Origin of the sequence: Arcobacter sp. s6 (assembly GCF_040884245.1) — a bacterium.
In the GTDB taxonomy this organism is placed as follows: domain Bacteria; phylum Campylobacterota; class Campylobacteria; order Campylobacterales; family Arcobacteraceae; genus Aliarcobacter.
Genome location: NZ_JBEVTN010000008.1, coordinates 108,877 through 130,176, shown reverse-complemented (window position 1 = coordinate 130,176; position 21,300 = coordinate 108,877). Strand labels below are relative to the sequence as shown.

The following is a 21,300-nucleotide window of genomic DNA, read 5'->3' as shown; positions in this document are numbered from 1 at the left end:
ATCAATTATTAGAAAAACTGACTTTTTATTTAGAATTGGGGGAGAAGAGTTTGTTATAATTTTTGCTAAAACTTCACTTGATGAAGCTTATGATATTGTTGAAAAAATCAGAATCAATATTTCAAAAATGCAAATTATTAAAAATGAAGAAATTACAATAAGCATAGGTATTTCCCAAGCAATACCCAATGATAATCCCAAATCAATTTATGAAAGGGTTGATAAACTAATGTATCAATCAAAAAGAAACAATAAAAATCAAACTACTAAGGGTTGATTTTTTTTTATACTATTTGTAACTCTAATATTGATAAATATGATATTTAGAGTTTTCTTTTGCTTTTCTATCTTCTAGTTTTTTATAAACTTCTAAAGCTTTTTGTTTTAAATCTTCATCTATTTCTTTTGTATTATACTCTTTGATTAAAACCTCTAAAACTAAAATATAAACAATACAATTAAGTTTTAAAGAGTCTTCATTTCTCATTAATTTATCTAAATCAACTGCATAAACAGCCTCTGAAAAAGTAAAAAATAATCTTTGCTTAATATCATCAAGTCTATATGAATAGCCTAAAATAGTTAAAAAATTTTCTTCAAACTCTTTATGAAAGTTTAACTCTTCTAATTTTGTAGTGAAATTAGCTATTTGCTTTTCATGTTTTGATGCAATCTCATCAGCTTCAATTACTTTGTTTTTATAGTAATAAATAAAATCACTTATTTCATTAATTAATTCGATTTTAAATCCTTTTTCACAATTTTTACATAGTGTGTATTATATAATGTAAATATAAAAAATAAACTATTATAGGAATATTTATGAAAAAATCAATTATAGTATCAACATTAATTCTAAGCTCAAGTCTAACATTTGCCTTTGATTTAGGTTCAATTGCTAAAAGCGTTGTAGAAAATGTAACAAAAGAGCAAACAAGTACTCAACCAACTACTATAACAACGGTAGTACCAACAGCAAGTAGCACAACAACATCAAATCTAAGTGATTCTACTGTAACAAGTGGATTAAAAGAAGCTTTAAAAACAGGTGTAAATTTTGCAGTTGCTCAACTTGGTGCTAATGATGGATATTTAAATAATACAGCAGTAAAAATTCCCTTACCTGATAATCTCATAAAAGCTGAAACATTAATAAGAAGCGTAGGAGGAGACGTAATGGCTGATAATTTGATAAATTCAATGAATAGTGCAGCTTCAAAAGCAGCTCCTAAAACAGCTGAAGTATTTGTAGAAGCTATTGATAAAATGTCTGTAACAGATGCTCAAGCTATTTTATCAGGAGGAAATGAAGCAGCTACCAATTACTTCAAAGCTAATACAAGTGATTCATTAAAAAAATTAATTGCACCTATTATTCAAGAAACAATGAAAGAAAATCAAGTTGCGACTTATTATGACACAATAAATACCTTATATAAGTCAAATGCAAAAGGTCTTGTTAATAATAGTGAAGTTATGGGATTAGCAAAAAATTTTGGAGTAGATTCTTATATTCCTGGAAGTTCAGATGAAAGTTTAGATGAGTATATTACTGCAAAAGCTATAGATGGATTATTTATAATGATTGGTCAAAAAGAAGCAGCAATTAGAGCAAATCCAGTGGAGCAAACTACATCAATACTAAAAGAAGTATTTGGAAAGTAGACTAAGATTTTTCTTAGTCTCCTGCACTTGTAGTTCTAAAATAGCTATGAATAGCATTATTTCTTACTACACTTGTATTTAAAGTTAAGTTTAATTTTTTATTTCTCTCAAATTCATATTTATACTCTTTTTCAAAATTTTTTAATAATCCTTCGTATAAATCACCTTTTAAATCAACTATAAAAATCTCTTTATTTATTTCATAAATATAAATTAAATGTAATACATATGAATTATCTATCTTATATACTATCAATTCATAGTGATTAAACTCTTTTTTTTCTAATAATTCCATTGATCTAGCCCTTATATCTCGTTTTAATAAACCTATAAAAAAAGAAAATGCCTGCCCATTCCAAGAAACATCTGCATCTGTATGAATGTATTCAACATAAAGTTGATTTGCACTTAGAGTAAATGCTTCTAAAACATAAGGATCATGTCTAGTCTTTGTTTCAATATTTGATACTGGAAAATAATAAAAGTTATCAGAATCTATCTTAAATTTTAATTGATTTTCTTCTAAGGTAAAATAGGGTCTTGATAGCTTTGTAAGTGTTTTAAAAAGTGATTTAAAAGCATTTATTATCATACCCATATTGGAGCCTTTTTATTTAATCTTAAGAATTGTACTTTAACATATTAAAAGTTTTTATTCAAGAGTTTTGTAATAATTTATTAAATCTTTTTTTAGATATAATCAAATTAATAATAATTAGGAAAAATATGAACATAGAAAATCACTTTGAAAAAAATGAAATTATAAAAAATCTTGGAAAATATGAACTTTATTATCAAGTGACATTGGGAAATTTAATCAGTCTTACAAAGTCAAAAGATATGAATTATGAAATAGAATTTCAATTAGCTCTTGGCTCAATTTATGAGCTATTAAAAGATTTAAGAAGCCTTGAAGATGAATCAATATCATTTGATGAAGAGCTAAAAAAACAAGCAGCAATGGACGCTGTTCAAAACTTCGCTAATGAAAATCTGGAGCTTTTAAAAAAAGGTGAGATAAAAATAGAAAAAATAGTAAATCATATAAATGATGGAATATTTTTCAATGAAGCCATGGAAGTGGTATGCGATGAAAATATAGAACATCAAATAGAAAAATGGGAAAATATAATAACACCTGATTTAGCAAAAGCAATATTAGAAAGTATCAAAGAATTAGAACAAAATGAAAACTAAAAGCTTTTATCTTTGGAAGTCTTAATTTTGTGAATCAAGACTTTTTTTAAATAAAGCTAAAGTCAAAACAAAAAATACTACTCCAATAATAAAAATAATTAACATCTTTTCCCAAATAATACTAAGATTAGCCCCTTTAAATAAAATTGCTTGAGATAAATCAACAAAATGACTTGTAGGCATTAGTTTCATAAGATCTTGCAAAAGCATAGGCATACTTTCATAAGGTGTTATGCTTCCAGAAAGTAGCATTAAAGGCAAAATTGTTAAAATAAATATCATTCCTAGTTGTGGCATATTTTTAACAATTGTTCCCATAAATACTCCCATAGATGTAGTAGCAAATAAAACTAAAAAAGTACACAATAAATATAAAGGAATAGAACCACTTAAAGGTATTTTCAAAATAAGTTCAATAACAATCAATAAACTAAAAGATACACAAACTAAAACAACTAAACAAGTAGAAAGTATTTTTGAAAGCATAATTTCAAAAGCTCGCAAAGGCATAACCATAAGATGCTCTATAGTTCCGTGTTCTCTCTCTCGTACAAGGGCAGCACCTGAAAGTAAAATAGAAATCATTACAATATTATTTATAATTTCATTTATACTTCCAAACCACATACTTGTAAGATTTGGATTATATTTATATCTACTTACAATTTGTGGATTAACAGTACTATCGTATGTTCCTTTTAAAAAAGTTTGAACTTCTTGTGTTATGATATTTTGAATATATCCTGAACCAATTCCTGCTTGTGTCATTCTTGTAGCATCTATATTTGCCAAAATATCAGGAGATTTTCCAGCAAGAACATCTTTTTCAAAATTTGCTGGAAAGAGTATAACAAAGGTGTAATATCCTGAATCTAATTTATCATCAACTTCATCATAAGAAATTACATCAGGTGTATTGAATCTTGGTTTCATAAAGGAATCTATGATTCTATGAGAAAGTGTTGATTTATCACTATCCACAAAAGCAATAGAGGCATTACGAAGTTCTGTAGAAGTTTGAGTTCCTCCTATATAAATAGCAAAGGTAAAAGAGTAAATTACCAATAAAACCATAACCTTGTCATAAAAAAGTGTTTTTAACTCTTTTATACTTAAATTATATATATTTAAAAAAGTTCTCATCATTATTTTTCCTGTTTTTTTAAAACAAATAAACTTAAAATTATAATTACAAGAGCAGAAATACTTAGAGCAAAAAATTCAAGATGTAAATCAGAAAAAGAAACGTTTTTACTAAATAATCCTCTACTTATATTTATAAAATATGTTACGGGAAAAACTTCACCGATAAGTCTTCCTATTCCTTCTAAAGAACTAACAGGATCTTTTAATCCTGCAAATTGAACAGTTGGCAAAAGTGTAAAAATCGCAGTTCCTGCAAGAGCTGCTATTTGAGTTTTTGCAAAAGATGACATTAAAAGTCCAATTCCAGTTGTACAAATAATATAAAGCAAGGCTGCAAAACTTAAGGTAAAAAAGTTTCCTTTTAAAGGAACTCCAAATATAAATACCGCAAAAAATACAAGAATAAAAAAGCTAATCATACTAACAAATACATAAGGTAATTGCTTACCTAATAAAAATTCTAATTTTGTAACAGGGGTTGCATAAAAATTTGTAATAGAGCCTAATTCTTTTTCTCGCACAACACTTAAAGCCATCAAAATTGCAGGTATAAAAATCAAAAGCATTGGAATAACAGCAGGAACGATAGAATAAATACTTTTAAAATCTTGGTTATATCTATATCTTAAAAGAATATTTGCATCTGAGCTTATATCCATCCCAAAATTTTCTTTATAAAATCTTTCTATATAATTATAATGCAAGCCTTGAACATATCCATGAATTGTTTCAGCTCGAAAAGGAAAAGTACCATCTATCCAAACTGCTATTTCTTCAGAATAACCTTTAGTAAGATTTTTACCAAAATCAGGGGGAATAACAAAAGCAAGACTTATCTCACCTTTTTTCATTCTTTCATCTAATTGCTCAAAAGAGTCTAAAGATTCTTTTTCTAAAAAATAACGTGAACCTGCAATATTTTCTATATAACTTTGACTTAAGGGAGTTTTATCTTGATCTAAAACTGCAAATTTTAAATCTTCAACATCTAAGCTAATTCCATATCCAATAACAAACATCAAAATTACAGTTCCAAGTAAGGCAAAAGTAAGTCGAACCTTATCTCTAAATAACTCTAAAGATTCACGATAGCTATATCCGATAACTCTTAAAAGAGAAAAGAAACTATTGCTTTTACTTTTTTGTTCATTTGTATTAAAACTTATTTCTTCTGCTTTTTCTTCATTTATTCTTTCGCCTACAGCTTCTTCTAGATAAGAGATAAAAGCATCTTCTAAAGTATTTTTATTTTTTAAGGCTATAAGCTCTTTTGGAGTATTTGTTATTAAAACTTTTCCTTGGTGCATCAAAGAAATTCTATCGCATCTTGCTCCTTCATTCATAAAGTGAGTAGAAATAAAAATAGTTACATTGTCATTTCTTGATAAGTCTATTAAAAGCTGCCAAAAATTATCTCTAGAAATAGGATCAACTCCTGAAGTTGGCTCATCTAAAATAAGCATTTTAGGTTTATGAATAACGGCTGTTGCCAGTGAAAGTCTTTGTTTTATACCCAAGGGTAAATCTATTGCTAAACTGTCTTTATAATATTTTAAATCAAATTTTTCTAAAAGATACTCTATTCTTTTTTCTCTATCTTCTTTTATATGAAAAAGCTTTGCATGTAATTCTAAGTTTTCTAAAATAGTTAATTCATTGTATAAGGAAAAAGCTTGAGTCATATATCCAACTTTTTCTTTCATTTGCAAAGAATTATCTTTTACTTCTTCACCAAAAAGTTTAGCAGTTCCACTTGTTGGAATTAGCAGTCCAGTTAACATTTTCATAGTTGTAGTTTTTCCACAACCATTTGAGCCTAAAAAACCAAAAATCTCACCTTGTTTTATTTTTAGATTTACATTATTAACTGCTATGAAATCACCAAATTGCATGATTAAGTTTTCAGCCTCAATTGCATAATCATTTTCATAATCATTTTTTGCAGGAACTAGAAGTTTTTTATGCCCTGCTCTTTTTTCTTGGGGTAAAAGTTGAATAAAAGCATCATCAATATTATCACAATTTGTTTTTTCTAATAGCTCTTTTAAAGTTCCTTCTAAAAGAATTTTTCCATCATCCATTGCAATAATAGAGTCAAAACTAGCAGCTTCTTCCATATAAGCTGTTGCTATTAAAACACTCATATTTTTGTTTTTTTCTTTTATACTAGCTATTAGTTTCCAAAATTCTCTTCTTGATAAAGGATCAATTCCTGTTGTTGGTTCATCTAATATTAAAAGATCAGGATCATGAATCAATGCACAACAAAGTCCTAATTTTTGTTTCATACCACCTGAAAGTTTTCCTGCTGGTCTATCTTTGAATTGATCTAATCCTGTACTTTTTAGTAGTTGAAGAATTCTTTCATTTCTCTCTTTTTTTTCTTGTCCAAATAGTCTTGCAAAGAATTCTATATTTTCATAAACACTTAAAGTCATATATAGATTTTTTCCTAAACCTTGTGGCATATATGCGATTTTTGTACAGATTTCTTTTCTGTATTCTTTATCTTTTATATTGCCATTTAAAACTTCTACCTCTCCTGTTTGAATTATTTTAACTCCAGAGATTATAGAAAGAAGTGTTGATTTTCCTACTCCATCAGGTCCTATAAATCCAATCATTTTTCCTGATGGAATATCTAAAGTAATATTTTCAAGTGCTATAATATTTTCATATTTATGGGAAAGTTTATTTATTTTAGCAACAAAATCACTCATTTTATTCACTTAACCTTTTTGGTAAAGTACTTAAAGATTCTGGCCAAGGTGTATTTTCATCGTATTTAATATAAGCAATTCCAGGAAGTCCTGTTTTTATCTCTTTAAAATATTTTTCTAAAACTGTTGCATCTATTCTTACTTTTACTCTAAACATCAGTTTTTCTCTCTCAGCTTGTGTTTCTATCTCTTTTGGAGTAAATTGAGCTAAAGGTGAAACAAAAGTTACATGAGCAGGAATTGCAACATTTGGAACAGCATCTAATACAATTCTAGCTTCTGAATCAATATTTACAAGTCCTGCTTGTGAAGTTGGAAGGAAAATATTCATATAAGTATTCATCAAATCAAGAACAACTAAAACCTTTCCACCACTAGAAACTATCTCACCATTTTGAGCAATTTTGTATAAAACTCTTCCTTTAATAGGTGAATAAAGTTTTGAATCTTCTATATTTACTTTTATAGTTTCCATTTGAGCAATTGCTGCATTAATAGTAGCATCAGCACTTATTACTTGACTTTTAGCTGCACTTAAAGCAGCTTTTGCACTTTGTAATTCAGCTTCATTTTTTTGATATTCAGCAAGAGGAATACTTTTACTTTGATATAAAGAATATGCTCTGTTATAGTTTTTTTTCACTAAATCTAAGGCGCTTTCTCTTTCTTGAACAATTGCCAACGTATAGTTTTTATTTTCAATTGCTTGTTGTTTATAAGCTGTGACTTCTTGTAATTTTGCATTTAATTCTTTTATATCAAGAGAAGCTAAAAGTTCATCTTTTTGTATTAAAGAGCCCTCTTCTACATTAATATCAAGTAATCTTCCTGGTAATTTTGCTGAAATATCAACTTGAGTTGTTTCAATTCTACCATTACCAACAGCAAAACCCTCCGGTAATTTTGATTGTTTATTTGCAATCACATAAAAATAAACAGCTACAGAAGCTGCAAGTAAAAAAAGTAAAACTATTATTTTCTTCAACATTATATTCTCCTAATTTTCACATAAAGCATCTAATAAAATATTTGAAATAAATTCTTCAATATAATTTAATATTTTTTTATTATCTTTATCTAGATTTTTAATATTTTTTAATTCTAACGGTGTTTTTTGCATTGAATAATAAGTAAGTATCGTTCCAAGAATCATGGCTTTTAATTCATAAAAATCAATATTTTTATATTTTTCTTTTAGATTCAATTGTAGTACTATTTTTTTCATACAAATAATATCATTTTCAATATTATTAGAAATATTACTTTCAATACCTATATCAAAGCCTGCCATTTCTCGAAGAGTAAGAGGAATTATATTCGGATTATCACCCATGGTATTAATTAATGATTTAATATATTGTTTGAATTTTTCTTTAGGTTCTAAAGTGCTATTGACTATGGCTTCTCTTTCATCTTTATCTAGTTGAATAAGAGAAAGTATAACTTCATTGTATAAACTTTTTTTGTCTTTAAAGTGATAATAAATAATCGCTTTATTAATTTCTAATTTTTTAGCAAGATTATTCATGCTCAAAGCACTATAACCCAAAATAGCAAATTCACTTGTAGCAATATCTAAAATACGTTTTTTCATCATAAGATACTCGATTTTTATTAACTAACCGTTCGGTTAGATTAAGTATAAGACAATAAAGATTAAATGTAAATAAGAATTATTAAAAGAAATAAGGTAAATGGAATAATTAAAAAACTAACTCTCAAAATAATTAAAAGAGCTAGTTGTATGTAGATTCAAGGCGGGAAAAGTTTTTAACGATTGAGCATACAAACAGTATGTGATTGAGTTAAAAACTTTTCCCAACGCAGAAGATGCGTTCAAATAGCTCTTTTTTAAAGGGCTTTTGCTGTGATTCTTGACAATCTTTGTGCGAATGCTACAGTGTCTGTAATATCCATACCTTCACTTAGCTTAGCTTGATCTAGTAAAATCCAAGATACATCTTCAATTGTAGAATCATCTGCACAACCGTTTAATTTTTTTACGATTTCATGGTCTGGATTGATTTCTAAAATTGGAGCAGATTCTGGCATTTCTTGACCCATTGCTCTCATCATTTGCATCATTTGAGCCATTTGTGCATCACCTGCATCTTTTGTAACACAAGATGGAGATTCACTTAATCTTGTAGTAACTTTTACTTCTTTTACAGCATCACCTAATTTATCTTTGATTTTTTCAACGATAGATTTGAATTTTTCTTCTACTTCTTTTTTCTCTTCTTCATTTTGTTCAACTTTTGGAGGCTCACAAGCTGTAATATCTTTGAATTCCCATTCTTTATAAGCGCCCATTGTTGGAGTAATGATTTCATCGATTTCTTTATCATCTAAAATTAAAACTTCGATTTCATTTTTCTTATAAGATTCTAATAATGGAGAGCTTTTTAATATTTTTTCATTTTCACCAACGATATAATAAATAGCTTTTTGCTCAGAATCAGCTCTATCTTTATAAGCTTCTAATGAAGTCATTTTACCAGATTCTGTTTTTGTTGATTTGTATCTTAATAATTCTAAGATAGCATCTTTATTCATATGATCTTGATAAACACCTTCTTTTAAAGGTCTGATATATTGAGCTATAAACTCAGCATATTTTTCTTCATCTTTAGAAAGTTTTTTGATTTCTGAAAGTATTTTTTTAACAGATGATTGTTTGATATTTGCTAAAACTCTATTTTCTTGTAAAATTTCTCTTGATACATTTAATGGTAAATCTTCAGAATCAATAATACCTCTTACAAATCTTAAGTAAGTTGGTAATAACTCTTTTTCAGAATCTGTAATAAATACTCTTTTAACATAAAGCTTAACACCTGGTTGGAAATCTGCTCTATACATATCCATTGGTGCAGTTTTAGGAATATAAAATAGTGTTGTATATTCATTTACCCCTTCTGCTTTTGTATGAATTGTAAGCATAGGATCTGTTGAATCATGAGAAATTGACTTATAAAAATCATTATACTCTTGCTCTTTTAATTTAGCTTTTGGCTGCATCCATAAAGCTGTTGCTTCATTAATCTTTTCTCTTTTATCTTCAATTGATTTTTTAGCTTCTTTCCCAGCTTTTTTATCATCTTCACTTAAAGTTTCAGTAACTTCTTCTTTGTAATTTAAGAAAATTGGATATGCAATATGATTTGAATATTTTTCAACAATATTTTTAATTCTATATTTACTTGCAAACTCACTTGCTTCTTCATCTTTTAATTTAATATAAATAACAGTTCCAGATGATTCTTTTGTACAAGGTGCTAAATCAAATTCACCTGTACCATTTGATGACCATTTGAATGCAGTTTGTGTTCCTGCTTTTTTAGTAATAACATCTACGTTATCAGCTACCATAAATACAGAGTAAAAACCAACACCGAATTGACCAATAAGATTTGAATCTTTTTTTGCATCACCTGTTAATGCTTCAACAAATGATTTTGTACCCGATTTTGCAATTGTACCAATTGAAGCAATTAAATCTTCCTCATTCATACCAATACCATTATCTGAAATAGTTAATGATTTATCAGCTTCATCAAAAGAGATATTAACCTCACCTTTCCAGTCAGCATATGCGTTTTTTAGATTTTCATCTGTAAGTCTTAAATAATTTAATTTATCTATTGCATCACTTGAATTTGATACAAGTTCTCTTATAAAAATCTCTTTATTTGAATATAAAGAGTGAGTCATTAAGTGTAATAATTGTCCTACTTCTGTTTGAAATTGATGTTTTGCCATTATAATTTCTCCTATAATTTATTTAATTTTAGAAGAGAATTTTATCGCAACTTTATAAAAGTAAGCTAAAGTTTTTATAAAAATTAGCACTTTTTGTATTTGAGTGCTAATTTAAGTAAAAAAAAGTACAAAACAGATAATATATCCCTTTTAAATATAAGGATTAAATTATGACTAAAGAAACTTTTTTAAACGACTTACAAAAAATATATGATTTTTTAAATGATCAAAAAACACAAACAAATAAACTAATAGCTCATCTTGAAAATGAAGAGTTTGATAGACTACAAATTATAAATAATTTTGCAAAAACATTAGGTCTTTCTATGACAAAAGATTTAAGATTTGCACTTGTTACTAGACTTGTAAGTTTAAGAGACGATTCTTTAGTACAAGTTCTAAAAAGACTTGAAAAAACTGAAAAAGAGATAATCCAACTTCAAGAAAAAGCTTACAACTTTGTAAAAGAATTTTGGCATGAAAAACATACAAATCTAATTGATTTAATAGTTCAAAATAAACTACTAACTCCTTTTTATCAAGAAATATTTATTGGAGTTTATAATGTAGGACTTCAAATGTCAGCATGGCAAACATCATGGACAGCACACATTATAAATACAATTAACAAAGAATTAGTAGCGAAATTTGATGGTAATGAAGAAAAAGTTATGCAATATTTAGAAGATGAAAAACTTCTAGATTTAGGACATGGGGGAATTACGGCAGATAGATGTTATTCAGCCCTAGTAAAAGATGGAGATAAATACAAATCTCAAGCTTATATCAAAGCATTTAAAAAAGAGACAACTGAAGTTGTTGATGCATTAGAAGAGTTTGCAGATAAACTAATTGAACTAGAAGATGATATTTATAATCAAAAATGGGATTATATTTTATATATTCAATCACTAATAAAAGCATTTAGCGAAGATAGAACAGATGAGCTTGTATCTAAATGGGCAGATGTAGATAGAGCTTGGATGAAAATAAAAACACCTATTCAAATAGGACATCCATTAGAATATTATGAAGATCACTTTAGAAAAGCTGTTGCACTTGAATGGGATATAAGACTAACAAATCCAAAGTTTGCGCAAAATGACCATAGAGTAAATAAAATCAAAAGTTCATTTGCAAAGATTTATAATAGTTTTGATGAAAATACACAGTATAAGAAAATCTATGATTTCTCATTAAAATCTTTAGATAAAGTACAACTTTATGTGGGACGACCTGCACTATTTTTTGGAGCAGAATTACAAGGAATGTTTTCAGCGCAAGTTGTTCCAAATGATGAAGTAGTATCTTTAGAAGAAGGTAAAAAAATCTTTGCTTTTTCTGATGAAATTTTACAAGGCAGCCGTGCTAAACCATTTTTACAATTATCAAGAGAAATATTTGGGCAAGAACTGCTAACTCGTGATAGAACATTTTTATTTAATGAAACAGCATCTTGGCATCAAGTTTATGATATTAGCACTGTTGGGCATGAATATGGACATATTTTATGGTGCGATGAGCAAACTGAATCTGTTATGAATAAAACAGGAAATTTTAAAAATATAGAAGAGTTCAAAGCAACAACAGGAGGACTTATTTCATATTTCTTAGACCAAGATACTGATGAAGCACATCTAAAAGAGCAAGTTTTAATCGACCTTGTAAAAAGAAGTGTAGGACTTATTGGATGGATGGAAGTTGATGAAGTTCAACCTTATTATTGTGAAGGTTTAATCCATTTAAATGGTTTATTTGATACTGGTGTTTTAGCTTGGGATGAAGATAATAAAAAATTAAATATTGATTTAAGTGATGAAAAATATGAAGAACTTAAAAAATGGTATATTGTAAATTATACAGCTTTAGCAAAACACTATTTAGACAAATTAGATGCAACAAAATTTTTAAATTTATATGCAACAAAAGCAGGAAAATATTTTATGCCAAATAATGAAAAGATTTCTTCTTTTGTAAAATATTATTTTAAAAGATATCAAGAAATTGGGCAAGAAATAGATACTATTGATAAAAAAAGTAACTACGTTAAAGAATCTTAAAACTATTCTAAACCCAATCATCAAAAAAGATGATTGGGTGTAATTTCTAATTAAAAATTAAAACAAAAAATAATCAATTTTATTAGTTTACTTAATATAAGAAAAAGCATAAAAATGATATTGTTCCGTCGAAGAGATTACCTTTAAATACAGATAATTAAAATACAAAAAATTTTACTTAATTCTGATAGCGATGTTAATTGAATTAGTGAATTTATTGAATAAAATGAGCGATTTTTTGGAAAAGTAAAATGATTAATATGATCATAAAAGATTAATTATACTATTGCTAAAAAAATAATAAAGTTGCTTATGCTAAAACTTTTTTCTAAATAAATCACATTTTAAATCAATTATTTACATATATATAAATATTTTGGAGCCTTTGACCTTGTATTTTTAATTAAAAATACAGAAAAATTAATTAAATTTGGAGTAAATTATTAAAATGCTTAATATTTTGGTAACAGGATCAAAGGGTTTTATAGGTAAAAACTTATGCAACTCTTTAAAAAACAATGAAAATATTAATATCTTAGAGTTCGATAGAAATAATACCATAGAAGAATTGCATAAATTAATCTCTAAATGCGACTTTATTATCCATTTAGCAGGTGAAGTAAAACCAAGTAGTAGTGATGAAGAGTTTAGAAAATCAAATGTAACTTTAACTAAATTGATATTAGATATTTTAGAATATCAAAATAAATTTGTACCTGTATTATTAGCTTCTTCAATTCATGCTAAATTATTAAAAAATGAGTATGGTAAAACAAAAAGAGATTCAGAAATACTTATTGAAGAATATTCTAAAGAAAAAAAAGTAAATTGTTTTATATATAGACTTCCTCATGTTTTTGGAGAAGGATGTAAAGAAAATTATAACTCAGTTGTAAGTACTTGGATACATAACAGTATAAAAAATCTAGATATAAATGTATTTGATAGAAATATACAAATGCATTATGTTTATGTACAAGATGTAGTAAAAGAGTTTATATCAAGTTTAAATATAAATTCTGAACAATTGTATTTTGAAATTGAAATAGAATATGAAACTACTCTTGGAGAAGTTGTAGATTTTATAAATGAATTTAAATTAAATATTCTAAATAAAAATTATAAAATTGAAAATAATGAGTTTAAAGAAAAACTATTTAAAACTTATCAAGATTATTATTGGAAATTAAATGCTAAATAATGAACCAAAAATAGGACTTGTAACTGTTTTATATAATAGTATAGAAGTATTAGAAGATTTTTTTCAAAGCTTAGCAAAGCAAAGCTATAAAAACTTTATATTATATGTTATTGATAATTCACCAAATGATGATGTTATTAATGAAGCTATGAGATTATCAAACAAATTAAATATAAATTCTATTTTTATAAATAACAACGCTAATCTAGGTGTTGCAAAAGGTAATAATCAAGGAATACAAGAATCCTTGAAAAATGACTGTGACTATGTATTATTATTGAATAATGATATTGAATTTGGTGAAAATACTCTAAAAGATTTAGTAGAGTATACAGTAACAAATGACGAATCAATAATCGTACCTAAAATACATTATCATAATACAAATAAAATATGGACAGCAGGTGGGCATATATCTAAATTAAAAGGAACAACACCTCACAGAGGTGACCTCGAAGTTGATATTGGTCAATATGAAAATATTGAAGAAATAAATTATGCGCCAACTTGTTTTATGTTATTAGATAAAAAAGTTTTTGAAAAAGTTGGATTAATGGATGAGAAGTATTTTGTTTATTATGATGATAGCGATTTTCTTTATAGATCTAATAAATTAGGTTTTAAAATTGTATATTTTCCAAAAGCTGTAGTTGGACATAAAGTAAGTGTTAGTACAGGAGGAAGTGAAAGTCTATTTTTTATTTATTATGTAACAAGAAATAGAATATATTTTATAAGAAAAAACTTACCTTTTATATATAAACTTATTAGCTTACCATATTTCTTTTTGACAAGAATGGTTAAATATAAATCATATAATCAAGAACAAAGAAAAACATTAATAAAAGCTATTAAAGATTCATTTAAGATGTAGAAATATTAGAAAGATACTTACGAAAAAAACCCTTAAAATCAATCTATAGATTATTTTAAGGGCTATTTATATTTGATTTATACTAAATTTTAGAATTTTCCTAAAACTAACTCAGTTGATGCTAACGATTTATTAGCTGCATCAACAGCTTCAATACCTACTTTATAAGTATTTCCTTTTCCACCTGAACAAGGTGCTAAATATGCTCCAGGAGTTTTCTTGAATCTTGTTCCTGTATGTGCAGTTACAACTTCAAAACCATCTACTAATTCAAATGTTTCACCACCTTGAGCTGGAACAGAAATTTCTTTTGCATCAGATGCTACTTTATAAGCAACAATTCCATGACCGCCATTATCCATTTTTGTAAAAGTTTTATCACTATAAGTGAAAACTAATTTAGCTGTACCACTTGGAATATTTGAAACTTTTAAAGGTGGAGTTGAACCTATTTTACTTTCATTAAAGTTTGAACAAACTTCATCTTTTGGAATAGTCATTCCATCCCATTTGCTATCTGTAAATTCTGCTTTTAAATCACTTGCGAATAATGAACCTGAAACTAATAATGAACTTAATATAATTGATTTTAATATGTTATTTTCCTTTTTTAAATATGTTCTTAATAATAGCAAATATTTTAGACATTAGTAAATAAATTTTTGATTTAAAATTACTATTTTCTTTATTTAAATATTTTACTATTTCATAATTCCCAAACATTGAAGCAAACATAATAGGAGTAGTTCCCATTCCATTATTTTCATAAATATTTGCACCTGCTTTTACTAAAACTTTTACAATTTCTAAGTAACCTTTGAAACAAACACCAGCAAGTGGTGTTTGTCCTCTATCATTTTTCTTATCAACTTCTGCACCCATTTGAATCAAAAGTTGAGTTGTTTCAAGATTTCCATTATATGAAGCTAACATTAAAAGAGAATTTCCTTTATGATCACATAGATTAATAGGCATTTTAGCATCTAACATTGCTTTTAAATCTTGTGTTTTCCCTTGCCTTGCAAAATCAAGTGCAAACATTTGAAGTTCTTCATATCTTCGTTGTTCTTCTTCTAATATAGCTTCCATTTTAGATTCCTAAAGCTTTTTTAACTCCAGCTGCATAATCCTTATGAACTTGTTCAAAAAGTGCAAGTTGTCTATCAATTATGTTTCTTGGAACTCCATCCATTGCTTCTGCGATATTAGAAAACAGCTGTTCTTTTTGGTTCTCACTCATTAGATTAAATAAAGCAGTAACTTGTACAAAGTCATCATTCCCATCTCTATGATTATATCTATCAGCTACATCACCTGTTTCAAAAGATGGCTCTGCAAAACTTGCATCTTCACTTGCTCCACCAAAGCTATTTGGCTCATAATAAGCGTCCGTTGGCTCTTTAATTTCATAATTCATAGATCCATCTGCATGGTATGTATTAACATCAACTATTGGTCTATTTACAGGCAACATTTCATAATGAGTTCCAACTCTATATCTGTGAGCATCTGGATATGAGAAGATTCTTGCTTGTAACATTTTATCAGGTGAAAAACTAATTCCTGGAACTATATTTGAAGGAGAAAAAGAAGCTTGTTCTACTTCATTAAAATAGTTTTTAGGATTTTCATTTAAAGTCATTATTCCAACTTTTATCATAGGATAATCACCATGAGGCCAAACTTTTGTTAAATCAAATGGATTAAAACTACAATTTTTAGCTTGTTCATTTGTCATAACTTGAATTTCAAAACTCCATTTTGGAAAATTTCCAGCTTGAATGTTTTCAAATAAATCTCTTTGATTTGACTCTCTATCTTTTGCAACAATAGCTTCAGCTTCTTTATTTGTAATAGTTTGAATTCCTTGAAGAGTTTTAAAGTGAAATTTAACCCAAAATCTCTCTCCTTGAGCATTTATTAAACTATAAGTGTGAGAACCATAACCATTTACATGTCTATATGATTTAGGAATTCCACGATCTGACATTAAAATAGTCACTTGATGTAAAGATTCAGGGCTCAATGACCAAAAATCCCAAGCAGCCGTATTAGATCTTAAATTTGTTTGTGGATGTCTTTTTTGTGTATGAATAAAATCAGGGAACTTGTAAGCATCTCTTATGAAAAATACAGGAGTATTATTTCCAACTAAATCCCAATTACCTTCTTTTGTATAAAATTTAAGTGCATATCCTCTTACATCTCTTTCCGCATCAGCAGCACCTTTTTCTCCTGCAACTGTTGAAAATCTAAGCAGCATTTTTGTAGTTTCACCTTTTTGTAAAACTTTTGCTTTTGTATATTTTGAGATATCCTCAGTAATTACAAGTTCTCCAAAAGCAGCACTTCCTTTTGCATGAACTACACGTTCAGGAATTCTTTCTCGATTTTGGTGAGCTAATTTTTCTATTAATTGATAATCTTGCATTAAAACAGGACCTCTTGGTCCTGCTGTCATAGAGTTTTGATTATCTGAAATTGGATTACCAGCTGTAGTAGTCATTACTTTTTTCATACTTTATCCTTTAATTTTATTAAGGAAAATATTTTTCCTTTGATAAATTTATTCTATATTATTAAATATTAAAATAAACTTAAAATTTATTTTCTAAAAGACTTTTTTTAGTATAAAAAAGTCTTTTTGTTATCAAAATATATCTTATAAAATTAAATATGATTTAAATAAAGAGTAAACAATAGTAAACACTTAAATAATTTATTTAATACTTGGACTTATACTTTTCCAATCTTCCCTTAATGTTTTATTTAAAATAAATTTATCTTTAGAACTTGCAATTTCATTATATTCATAAGGAGTTACAACTACAATTCCACCTTTTAATATACTTGTAAATGTATTTGATTCAATTTTTGAACCAGAAAAAATTGAGAATTTCATTTCAAAACCACTTATGTCATAGAATTCAGAATTTTTTCTAATGAATTTTTTATATTTATCATCAATTAAACAATCTACAATAACTTTTGATCCATCACTACTTAAATCTACTTTACTTACTTTTCCTATTTGAACATTTTTATAATAAACGGGAGCATCTACATTTACACTTGATGCTGTACTATCTTCTACTTGAAAAACTGTACCAAAATGAGATTTTTCAACAGATGGTTGATTTTCTAAGCCTTCAAATTTTGTTTGAATTTTAGTCTCAGTACTTTTTATAACACCAATATTTACAGCCATTACTGTAGATCCTACATTAGCTATTTCTTGTAAAGATATTCTAGGTTTTTTTAAATAAAAAATTGTTCCAGTTTTTGCATAAGAGGCATAATCATCATAAAGTATTGCTTTTACTTCAACTTTTTGATCTTTATTTAATGATACTTTCGTAACTTTTCCTACATTTACCCCTTTATATGTAAGTTGCGAAAAGTTTTCTTGAACACCTTCTACATTATCAAAAATAATACTAATACTATTTGATGAATTTTTCATAGCATCTTCACTTGAGAAAACTTCATAGTTATCGTAAGTAATTGGTGAATCAGTATCAAGATGAATTGAGCCTTCTAAAAGTGAAGTGAAATTATCAACTTCAAATAAAACACCACTTAAACTAGCTTTTAGATTTACAATTCCTTTTTTATAAAATCTACTTTTATTTGTAATATATTTCTGAAATGGTGTGTAAATAAATAATCTAACTGTTGATCTTCTATCATCAAAGTCTATATCTTTAACAAATCCTATTTCTTGATTTTTATAAATTATTGCCATATTAGGTTTTATCTCAAAATCATTATCAAAAAAAGCATCTATTGTAACTCCTGTGTTATATACTTTTTTTAATTTTTCAACATCTTTGAATGAGCTATAAAGTTTAAATTCTTTTTTTGTTAGTTTTTCCTTTCTTTTTTCACCAACAATTCCAATAGCTCCATTTAATAAAGGTTCTACTCCACTATAGTTAATATTTAAATCTAAAGCTTTCATTTCTACTAATTTTGAACTCATATCGTAAAAAAGAATATGGTCATTTATTAAATCTTTATATTGATCATCAATTGAAACTACAATCTTCACTTTTTGTAAATTTGAAGTTAAACTATAACTATCAACTTTCCCCACTTCAATATTTTTATAATAAATTTTCGACTTTTCGGTAATTGAATTTAAATTGTCACTATAAAGTTCTAGTTTTACAGTTGTACTATTTTTATTTATATCTTTTTTATCTATAGCGTTAAAAATATTATTAAAAGCTCCTTCTTTATACACTAAAGATAAGAAATTTCCTTTTACAATATTTCCTAAATTTTCAACACCTGAAAGGGAAATATTTGGCTCTTCAACAAAAAACTTAGTATTATTTGTAAGTAAATATTTATAATCTTCATAGACATAAGCTTTTGTTTGCAAGATGTCATTATGTAAACCTACACTTAATACACGCCCTATTTCAATACCTTTATAAATGATTGCACTATTTTCTTCTATTCCATTTGCTTTTTGAAAATTCACATGAAAATACTCTTTTTTTCTTAGGTCGTCTTTATTTGCAAAAAGAGTATAAACTTCTTCTTTTCCTATTTTATTTGCATCTTTATTTGGTGTAACAACTGTAACTCCACCAACTAAAGCTGAATATAAAGAGCCAACTTCAATATTTAATCCACTTGCTCCATAATTTACTTTTAATGCTTCATTTATAACAAACTTTGAACTTTGATTTACTAAATAATTAAATTTATCATAAATATATGCACTTAAAAAAACTTTTTCATATTTAAATTCTTTTGCAATAATTTCACCTATTTGATATTTATTATAAAATATTGGTGTTCCAACCTCCACATTGTCTTTATCATTTGCTATTAAAGAAATATAATAACCATTATCTTCATACTCATCATTTGGTTGAGTATCCAAACCTTCAAAAAATAGCTGTTCCTTACTTTCATTGAATTCTTTTTCACTTTTAAATTTAGGAGATAATTCAATTTTATGTCCACTTATTAGTGTACTAAGCCCTGAAACTTTTGTTAAAGAAATAGTTGGTTTTTTAATCCAAAATTCAGAGCTTTCATTTGCCACATATTTAGCTACTTCTTTTTTTACTAAAATATTTACTTTTACACTTTTTAAATCATCATGCATACTAATTTCTGTAACTTTCCCAAGTTGCAATCCCTTGTATTCTAAAGGGGTAACACCCTCTTTTAAACCCTCTGCACTTTTGAAAGTAACTGTAATATTTGTTCCTTTTTTCATATAAGATTCATAAGCAATCCAGCCTAGAACTCCCAGTATAATTAAAGGTAAAACCCAAATAAAAGATACTGCTTTTTTTTGTTCTAGCTTTGGTTTATAAACTACTTGTTCTATTTCTTGTTTAACTATTTCACTCATCCCAAATAATCCTTGTGTCAAATCTGTGTGCTGCTATCATTGTTAATACTACCATCAAAGCAAAAGAGGTCGCAGCAATTCCTCCTTTGATATTAAAAATTTCATCCAGCTGTATAACTGAAGCCAAAATTGCAACAACATAAATATCTATCATTGACCATTTTCCAATAGCTTCAATAAATTTAAAAACTACAACTTTTGTTTTATTTTGCATTTTTATATTTATTTTTAATGATATAAAAATAAATAATAATCCTGCAAGTTTTATTATAGGTATTACAACACTTGCTGCAAATACTACAAAAGCTATAAAATAACTTTTATACTCTAAAAAGCTAATAACACCTTCTAATATGGTACTTTCAACATTTACTCCAAGCTTTGTAACTTCCATCATAGGATAAATCATTGCAGGAATATATAATAAAATTGCGCAAATAGTAAGAGCTATTGATGTTTGTAAAGAGTAAGAAATTCGACGCTTTACCTTATGCTTACATCTAGTACATACAAATTCATCATAATTTTCTTTTTCATACATTTTATGACAATTTTTACATGATATTAAAACCATTTATTCTCCAAAAACACTTTTACCCTCAAATCGCTTATTAGACATATAAAAACAAAAAATATATGCTAACATTACATAAAACCCCACATCAAATTTAGTTGAATTTACCAATCCTATAAGTTTAATATATGTTACAATTATACTTACAATAAATACTTCAATAAATCCCCAATGTTGAAAAAAGTGGAAACTATCATGGAGTAAAGTTTTAGTAAAAAATTTTACTTTTGTTTTCTTTTGAATAAATGAAAATATTATCACAAGAGAATTCAAAACTGGAGCTACAATAATTGTAAAAAAAACAATTAACGCCACGAAAAAGAAGTTTTGTTCTAGTAAAATAGAAACTGTTCCAATTAATGAAGCTCTTAATTCTGTATCATTTATATTTAATGACATAATTGGATAAATATTCATTATTCCGAATAAAAGAAGTGATGAAATAGCAAAATATAATGAATCTTTTGAATGTCTTTTATTTCCACCTAATTTTGTATTACATCTAGGGCATTTTTGTACTAAATTCGTATTTAATTCTTTTTTTATAAATAAGCCACAACTATAGCATTCTACAATTGTATTTATATTTTTATGCATCAAAATCCTAATTTAAAAAATCTCGGCATTTTACCACACTTAATATTTTTTAACTACAAAAAGTGTTTAAAATCTAATATATTGTATTATGTTATTTGCAAATATGCAAATAAATACTATATTTTAA

Annotated in this window: 19 protein-coding genes; 6 read left to right on the top strand and 13 right to left on the bottom strand. The window is 26.8% G+C overall.

The genetic code is table 11. From position 1 onward, the window contains the following. Positions 1-277 (top strand): GGDEF domain-containing protein (locus ABVS04_RS06540; RefSeq protein WP_368029863.1); only part of this gene is annotated, 277 nt, incomplete at its 5' end. A gap of 24 nt (positions 278-301) precedes the next feature. On the opposite strand, the gene ABVS04_RS06535 is transcribed toward ABVS04_RS06540, so the two are convergent. Then, a complete protein-coding gene (locus ABVS04_RS06535) occupies positions 302-487 on the bottom strand; it encodes a hypothetical protein (protein WP_368029862.1) in 186 nt (61 codons plus the stop codon). Positions 488-822: 335 nt separating this feature from the next. On the opposite strand from ABVS04_RS06535, the gene ABVS04_RS06530 reads away from it, so the two are divergent. Beyond that, positions 823-1,665: a DUF4197 domain-containing protein gene (locus ABVS04_RS06530; RefSeq protein ID WP_368029861.1), complete on the top strand. Its 843-nt coding sequence runs from the start codon at positions 823-825 to the stop codon at positions 1,663-1,665. A 13-nt stretch (positions 1,666-1,678) separates the two neighbouring features. Here ABVS04_RS06530 and ABVS04_RS06525 read toward each other — a convergent pair whose 3' ends face one another. Continuing rightward, positions 1,679-2,263 carry a hypothetical protein gene (locus ABVS04_RS06525; RefSeq protein ID WP_368029860.1) on the bottom strand — a complete coding sequence of 195 codons (585 nt, stop codon included), beginning with the start codon at positions 2,261-2,263 and terminating at the stop codon, positions 1,679-1,681. Positions 2,264-2,391: 128 nt separating this feature from the next. Here ABVS04_RS06525 and ABVS04_RS06520 point away from each other — a divergent pair, with 128 nt between their 5' ends. After that, positions 2,392-2,862, top strand: coding sequence for a hypothetical protein (locus ABVS04_RS06520; RefSeq protein ID WP_368029859.1), 471 nt, complete (start codon positions 2,392-2,394; stop codon positions 2,860-2,862). 21 nt (positions 2,863-2,883) lie between these two features. Here ABVS04_RS06520 and ABVS04_RS06515 read toward each other — a convergent pair whose 3' ends face one another. The 5 genes from ABVS04_RS06515 to htpG form a co-directional block, all read right to left on the bottom strand. Beyond that, positions 2,884-4,008: an ABC transporter permease gene (locus ABVS04_RS06515; RefSeq protein WP_368029858.1), complete on the bottom strand. Its 1,125-nt coding sequence runs from the start codon at positions 4,006-4,008 to the stop codon at positions 2,884-2,886. Then, positions 4,008-6,728, bottom strand: a complete 2,721-nt coding sequence (gene rbbA, locus ABVS04_RS06510) for a ribosome-associated ATPase/putative transporter RbbA (protein WP_368029857.1) — start codon at positions 6,726-6,728, stop codon at positions 4,008-4,010. Before rbbA ends, ABVS04_RS06515 begins: the two co-directional genes overlap by 1 nt. A gap of 1 nt (position 6,729) precedes the next feature. Further along, positions 6,730-7,716 carry an HlyD family secretion protein gene (locus ABVS04_RS06505; protein ID WP_368029856.1) on the bottom strand — a complete coding sequence of 329 codons (987 nt, stop codon included), beginning with the start codon at positions 7,714-7,716 and terminating at the stop codon, positions 6,730-6,732. 9 nt (positions 7,717-7,725) lie between these two features. Beyond that, complete coding sequence (locus tag ABVS04_RS06500; protein ID WP_368029855.1) at positions 7,726-8,322, bottom strand: TetR/AcrR family transcriptional regulator; 597 nt, start codon at positions 8,320-8,322, stop codon at positions 7,726-7,728. Positions 8,323-8,579: 257 nt separating this feature from the next. Next, the gene (gene htpG, locus ABVS04_RS06495) at positions 8,580-10,490 is read right to left on the bottom strand and encodes a molecular chaperone HtpG (protein ID WP_368029854.1); all 1,911 of its coding nucleotides are present in this window, start codon (positions 10,488-10,490) and stop codon (positions 8,580-8,582) included. Between the two features lie 170 nt (positions 10,491-10,660). On the opposite strand from htpG, the gene ciaB reads away from it, so the two are divergent. The 3 genes from ciaB (at position 10,661) to ABVS04_RS06480 (ending at position 14,625) form a co-directional block, all read left to right on the top strand. Beyond that, a complete protein-coding gene (gene ciaB / locus ABVS04_RS06490; protein ID WP_368029853.1) occupies positions 10,661-12,550 on the top strand; it encodes an invasion protein CiaB in 1,890 nt (629 codons plus the stop codon). A 448-nt stretch (positions 12,551-12,998) separates the two neighbouring features. After that, positions 12,999-13,751 (top strand): NAD-dependent epimerase/dehydratase family protein, encoded by a 753-nt coding sequence (locus ABVS04_RS06485; RefSeq protein ID WP_368029852.1) that lies wholly within the window; start codon positions 12,999-13,001, stop codon positions 13,749-13,751. Continuing rightward, positions 13,741-14,625, top strand: a complete 885-nt coding sequence (locus ABVS04_RS06480; protein ID WP_368029851.1) for a glycosyltransferase family 2 protein — start codon at positions 13,741-13,743, stop codon at positions 14,623-14,625. Before ABVS04_RS06485 ends, ABVS04_RS06480 begins: the two co-directional genes overlap by 11 nt. Positions 14,626-14,714: 89 nt before the next feature. On the opposite strand, the gene ABVS04_RS06475 is transcribed toward ABVS04_RS06480, so the two are convergent. The 6 genes from ABVS04_RS06475 to ABVS04_RS06450 all read right to left on the bottom strand — a co-directional run bounded on the left by ABVS04_RS06475 (position 14,715) and on the right by ABVS04_RS06450 (position 21,173). Further along, positions 14,715-15,260 carry a hypothetical protein gene (locus ABVS04_RS06475; RefSeq protein WP_368029850.1) on the bottom strand — a complete coding sequence of 182 codons (546 nt, stop codon included), beginning with the start codon at positions 15,258-15,260 and terminating at the stop codon, positions 14,715-14,717. After that, complete coding sequence (locus ABVS04_RS06470) at positions 15,223-15,714, bottom strand: ankyrin repeat domain-containing protein (protein ID WP_368029849.1); 492 nt, start codon at positions 15,712-15,714, stop codon at positions 15,223-15,225. The genes ABVS04_RS06475 and ABVS04_RS06470 overlap by 38 nt, the downstream gene beginning before the upstream one ends. Position 15,715: 1 nt before the next feature. Continuing rightward, positions 15,716-17,143, bottom strand: coding sequence for a catalase (locus ABVS04_RS06465; protein WP_368029848.1), 1,428 nt, complete (start codon positions 17,141-17,143; stop codon positions 15,716-15,718). Between the two features lie 201 nt (positions 17,144-17,344). Further along, positions 17,345-20,002 carry an MlaD family protein gene (locus ABVS04_RS06460; RefSeq protein WP_368029847.1) on the bottom strand — a complete coding sequence of 886 codons (2,658 nt, stop codon included), beginning with the start codon at positions 20,000-20,002 and terminating at the stop codon, positions 17,345-17,347. Beyond that, on the bottom strand, positions 19,995-20,576 hold the full coding sequence (locus ABVS04_RS06455) for a paraquat-inducible protein A (RefSeq protein WP_368029846.1): 582 nt from the start codon (positions 20,574-20,576) through the stop codon (positions 19,995-19,997). Before ABVS04_RS06455 ends, ABVS04_RS06460 begins: the two co-directional genes overlap by 8 nt. Beyond that, a complete protein-coding gene (locus ABVS04_RS06450) occupies positions 20,577-21,173 on the bottom strand; it encodes a paraquat-inducible protein A (RefSeq protein WP_368029845.1) in 597 nt (198 codons plus the stop codon). It lies immediately after the preceding gene. Positions 21,174-21,300 lie beyond the last annotated feature (127 nt).

Excerpts from the sequence above, each read along its gene's own strand:
- ABVS04_RS06530 (WP_368029861.1), top strand. The coding sequence starts at position 823 with ATGAAAAAATCAATTATAGTATCAACATTAATTCTAAGCTCAAGTCTA.
- ABVS04_RS06525 (WP_368029860.1), bottom strand. The coding sequence starts at position 2,263 with ATGGGTATGATAATAAATGCTTTTAAATCACTTTTTAAAACACTTACA.
- ABVS04_RS06500 (WP_368029855.1), bottom strand. The coding sequence starts at position 8,322 with ATGAAAAAACGTATTTTAGATATTGCTACAAGTGAATTTGCTATTTTG.
- ABVS04_RS06485 (WP_368029852.1), top strand. The coding sequence starts at position 12,999 with ATGCTTAATATTTTGGTAACAGGATCAAAGGGTTTTATAGGTAAAAAC.
- ABVS04_RS06450 (WP_368029845.1), bottom strand. The coding sequence starts at position 21,173 with ATGCATAAAAATATAAATACAATTGTAGAATGCTATAGTTGTGGCTTA.
- ABVS04_RS06455 (WP_368029846.1), bottom strand. The coding sequence starts at position 20,576 with ATGGTTTTAATATCATGTAAAAATTGTCATAAAATGTATGAAAAAGAA.
- ABVS04_RS06505 (WP_368029856.1), bottom strand. The coding sequence starts at position 7,716 with ATGTTGAAGAAAATAATAGTTTTACTTTTTTTACTTGCAGCTTCTGTA.
- htpG (WP_368029854.1), bottom strand. The coding sequence starts at position 10,490 with ATGGCAAAACATCAATTTCAAACAGAAGTAGGACAATTATTACACTTA.
- ABVS04_RS06535 (WP_368029862.1), bottom strand. The coding sequence starts at position 487 with ATGAGAAATGAAGACTCTTTAAAACTTAATTGTATTGTTTATATTTTA.
- ABVS04_RS06480 (WP_368029851.1), top strand. The coding sequence starts at position 13,741 with ATGCTAAATAATGAACCAAAAATAGGACTTGTAACTGTTTTATATAAT.
- ABVS04_RS06520 (WP_368029859.1), top strand. The coding sequence starts at position 2,392 with ATGAACATAGAAAATCACTTTGAAAAAAATGAAATTATAAAAAATCTT.
- ABVS04_RS06515 (WP_368029858.1), bottom strand. The coding sequence starts at position 4,008 with ATGATGAGAACTTTTTTAAATATATATAATTTAAGTATAAAAGAGTTA.
- ciaB (WP_368029853.1), top strand. The coding sequence starts at position 10,661 with ATGACTAAAGAAACTTTTTTAAACGACTTACAAAAAATATATGATTTT.
- rbbA (WP_368029857.1), bottom strand. The coding sequence starts at position 6,728 with ATGAGTGATTTTGTTGCTAAAATAAATAAACTTTCCCATAAATATGAA.
- ABVS04_RS06465 (WP_368029848.1), bottom strand. The coding sequence starts at position 17,143 with ATGAAAAAAGTAATGACTACTACAGCTGGTAATCCAATTTCAGATAAT.
- ABVS04_RS06460 (WP_368029847.1), bottom strand. The coding sequence starts at position 20,002 with ATGAGTGAAATAGTTAAACAAGAAATAGAACAAGTAGTTTATAAACCA.
- ABVS04_RS06470 (WP_368029849.1), bottom strand. The coding sequence starts at position 15,714 with ATGGAAGCTATATTAGAAGAAGAACAACGAAGATATGAAGAACTTCAA.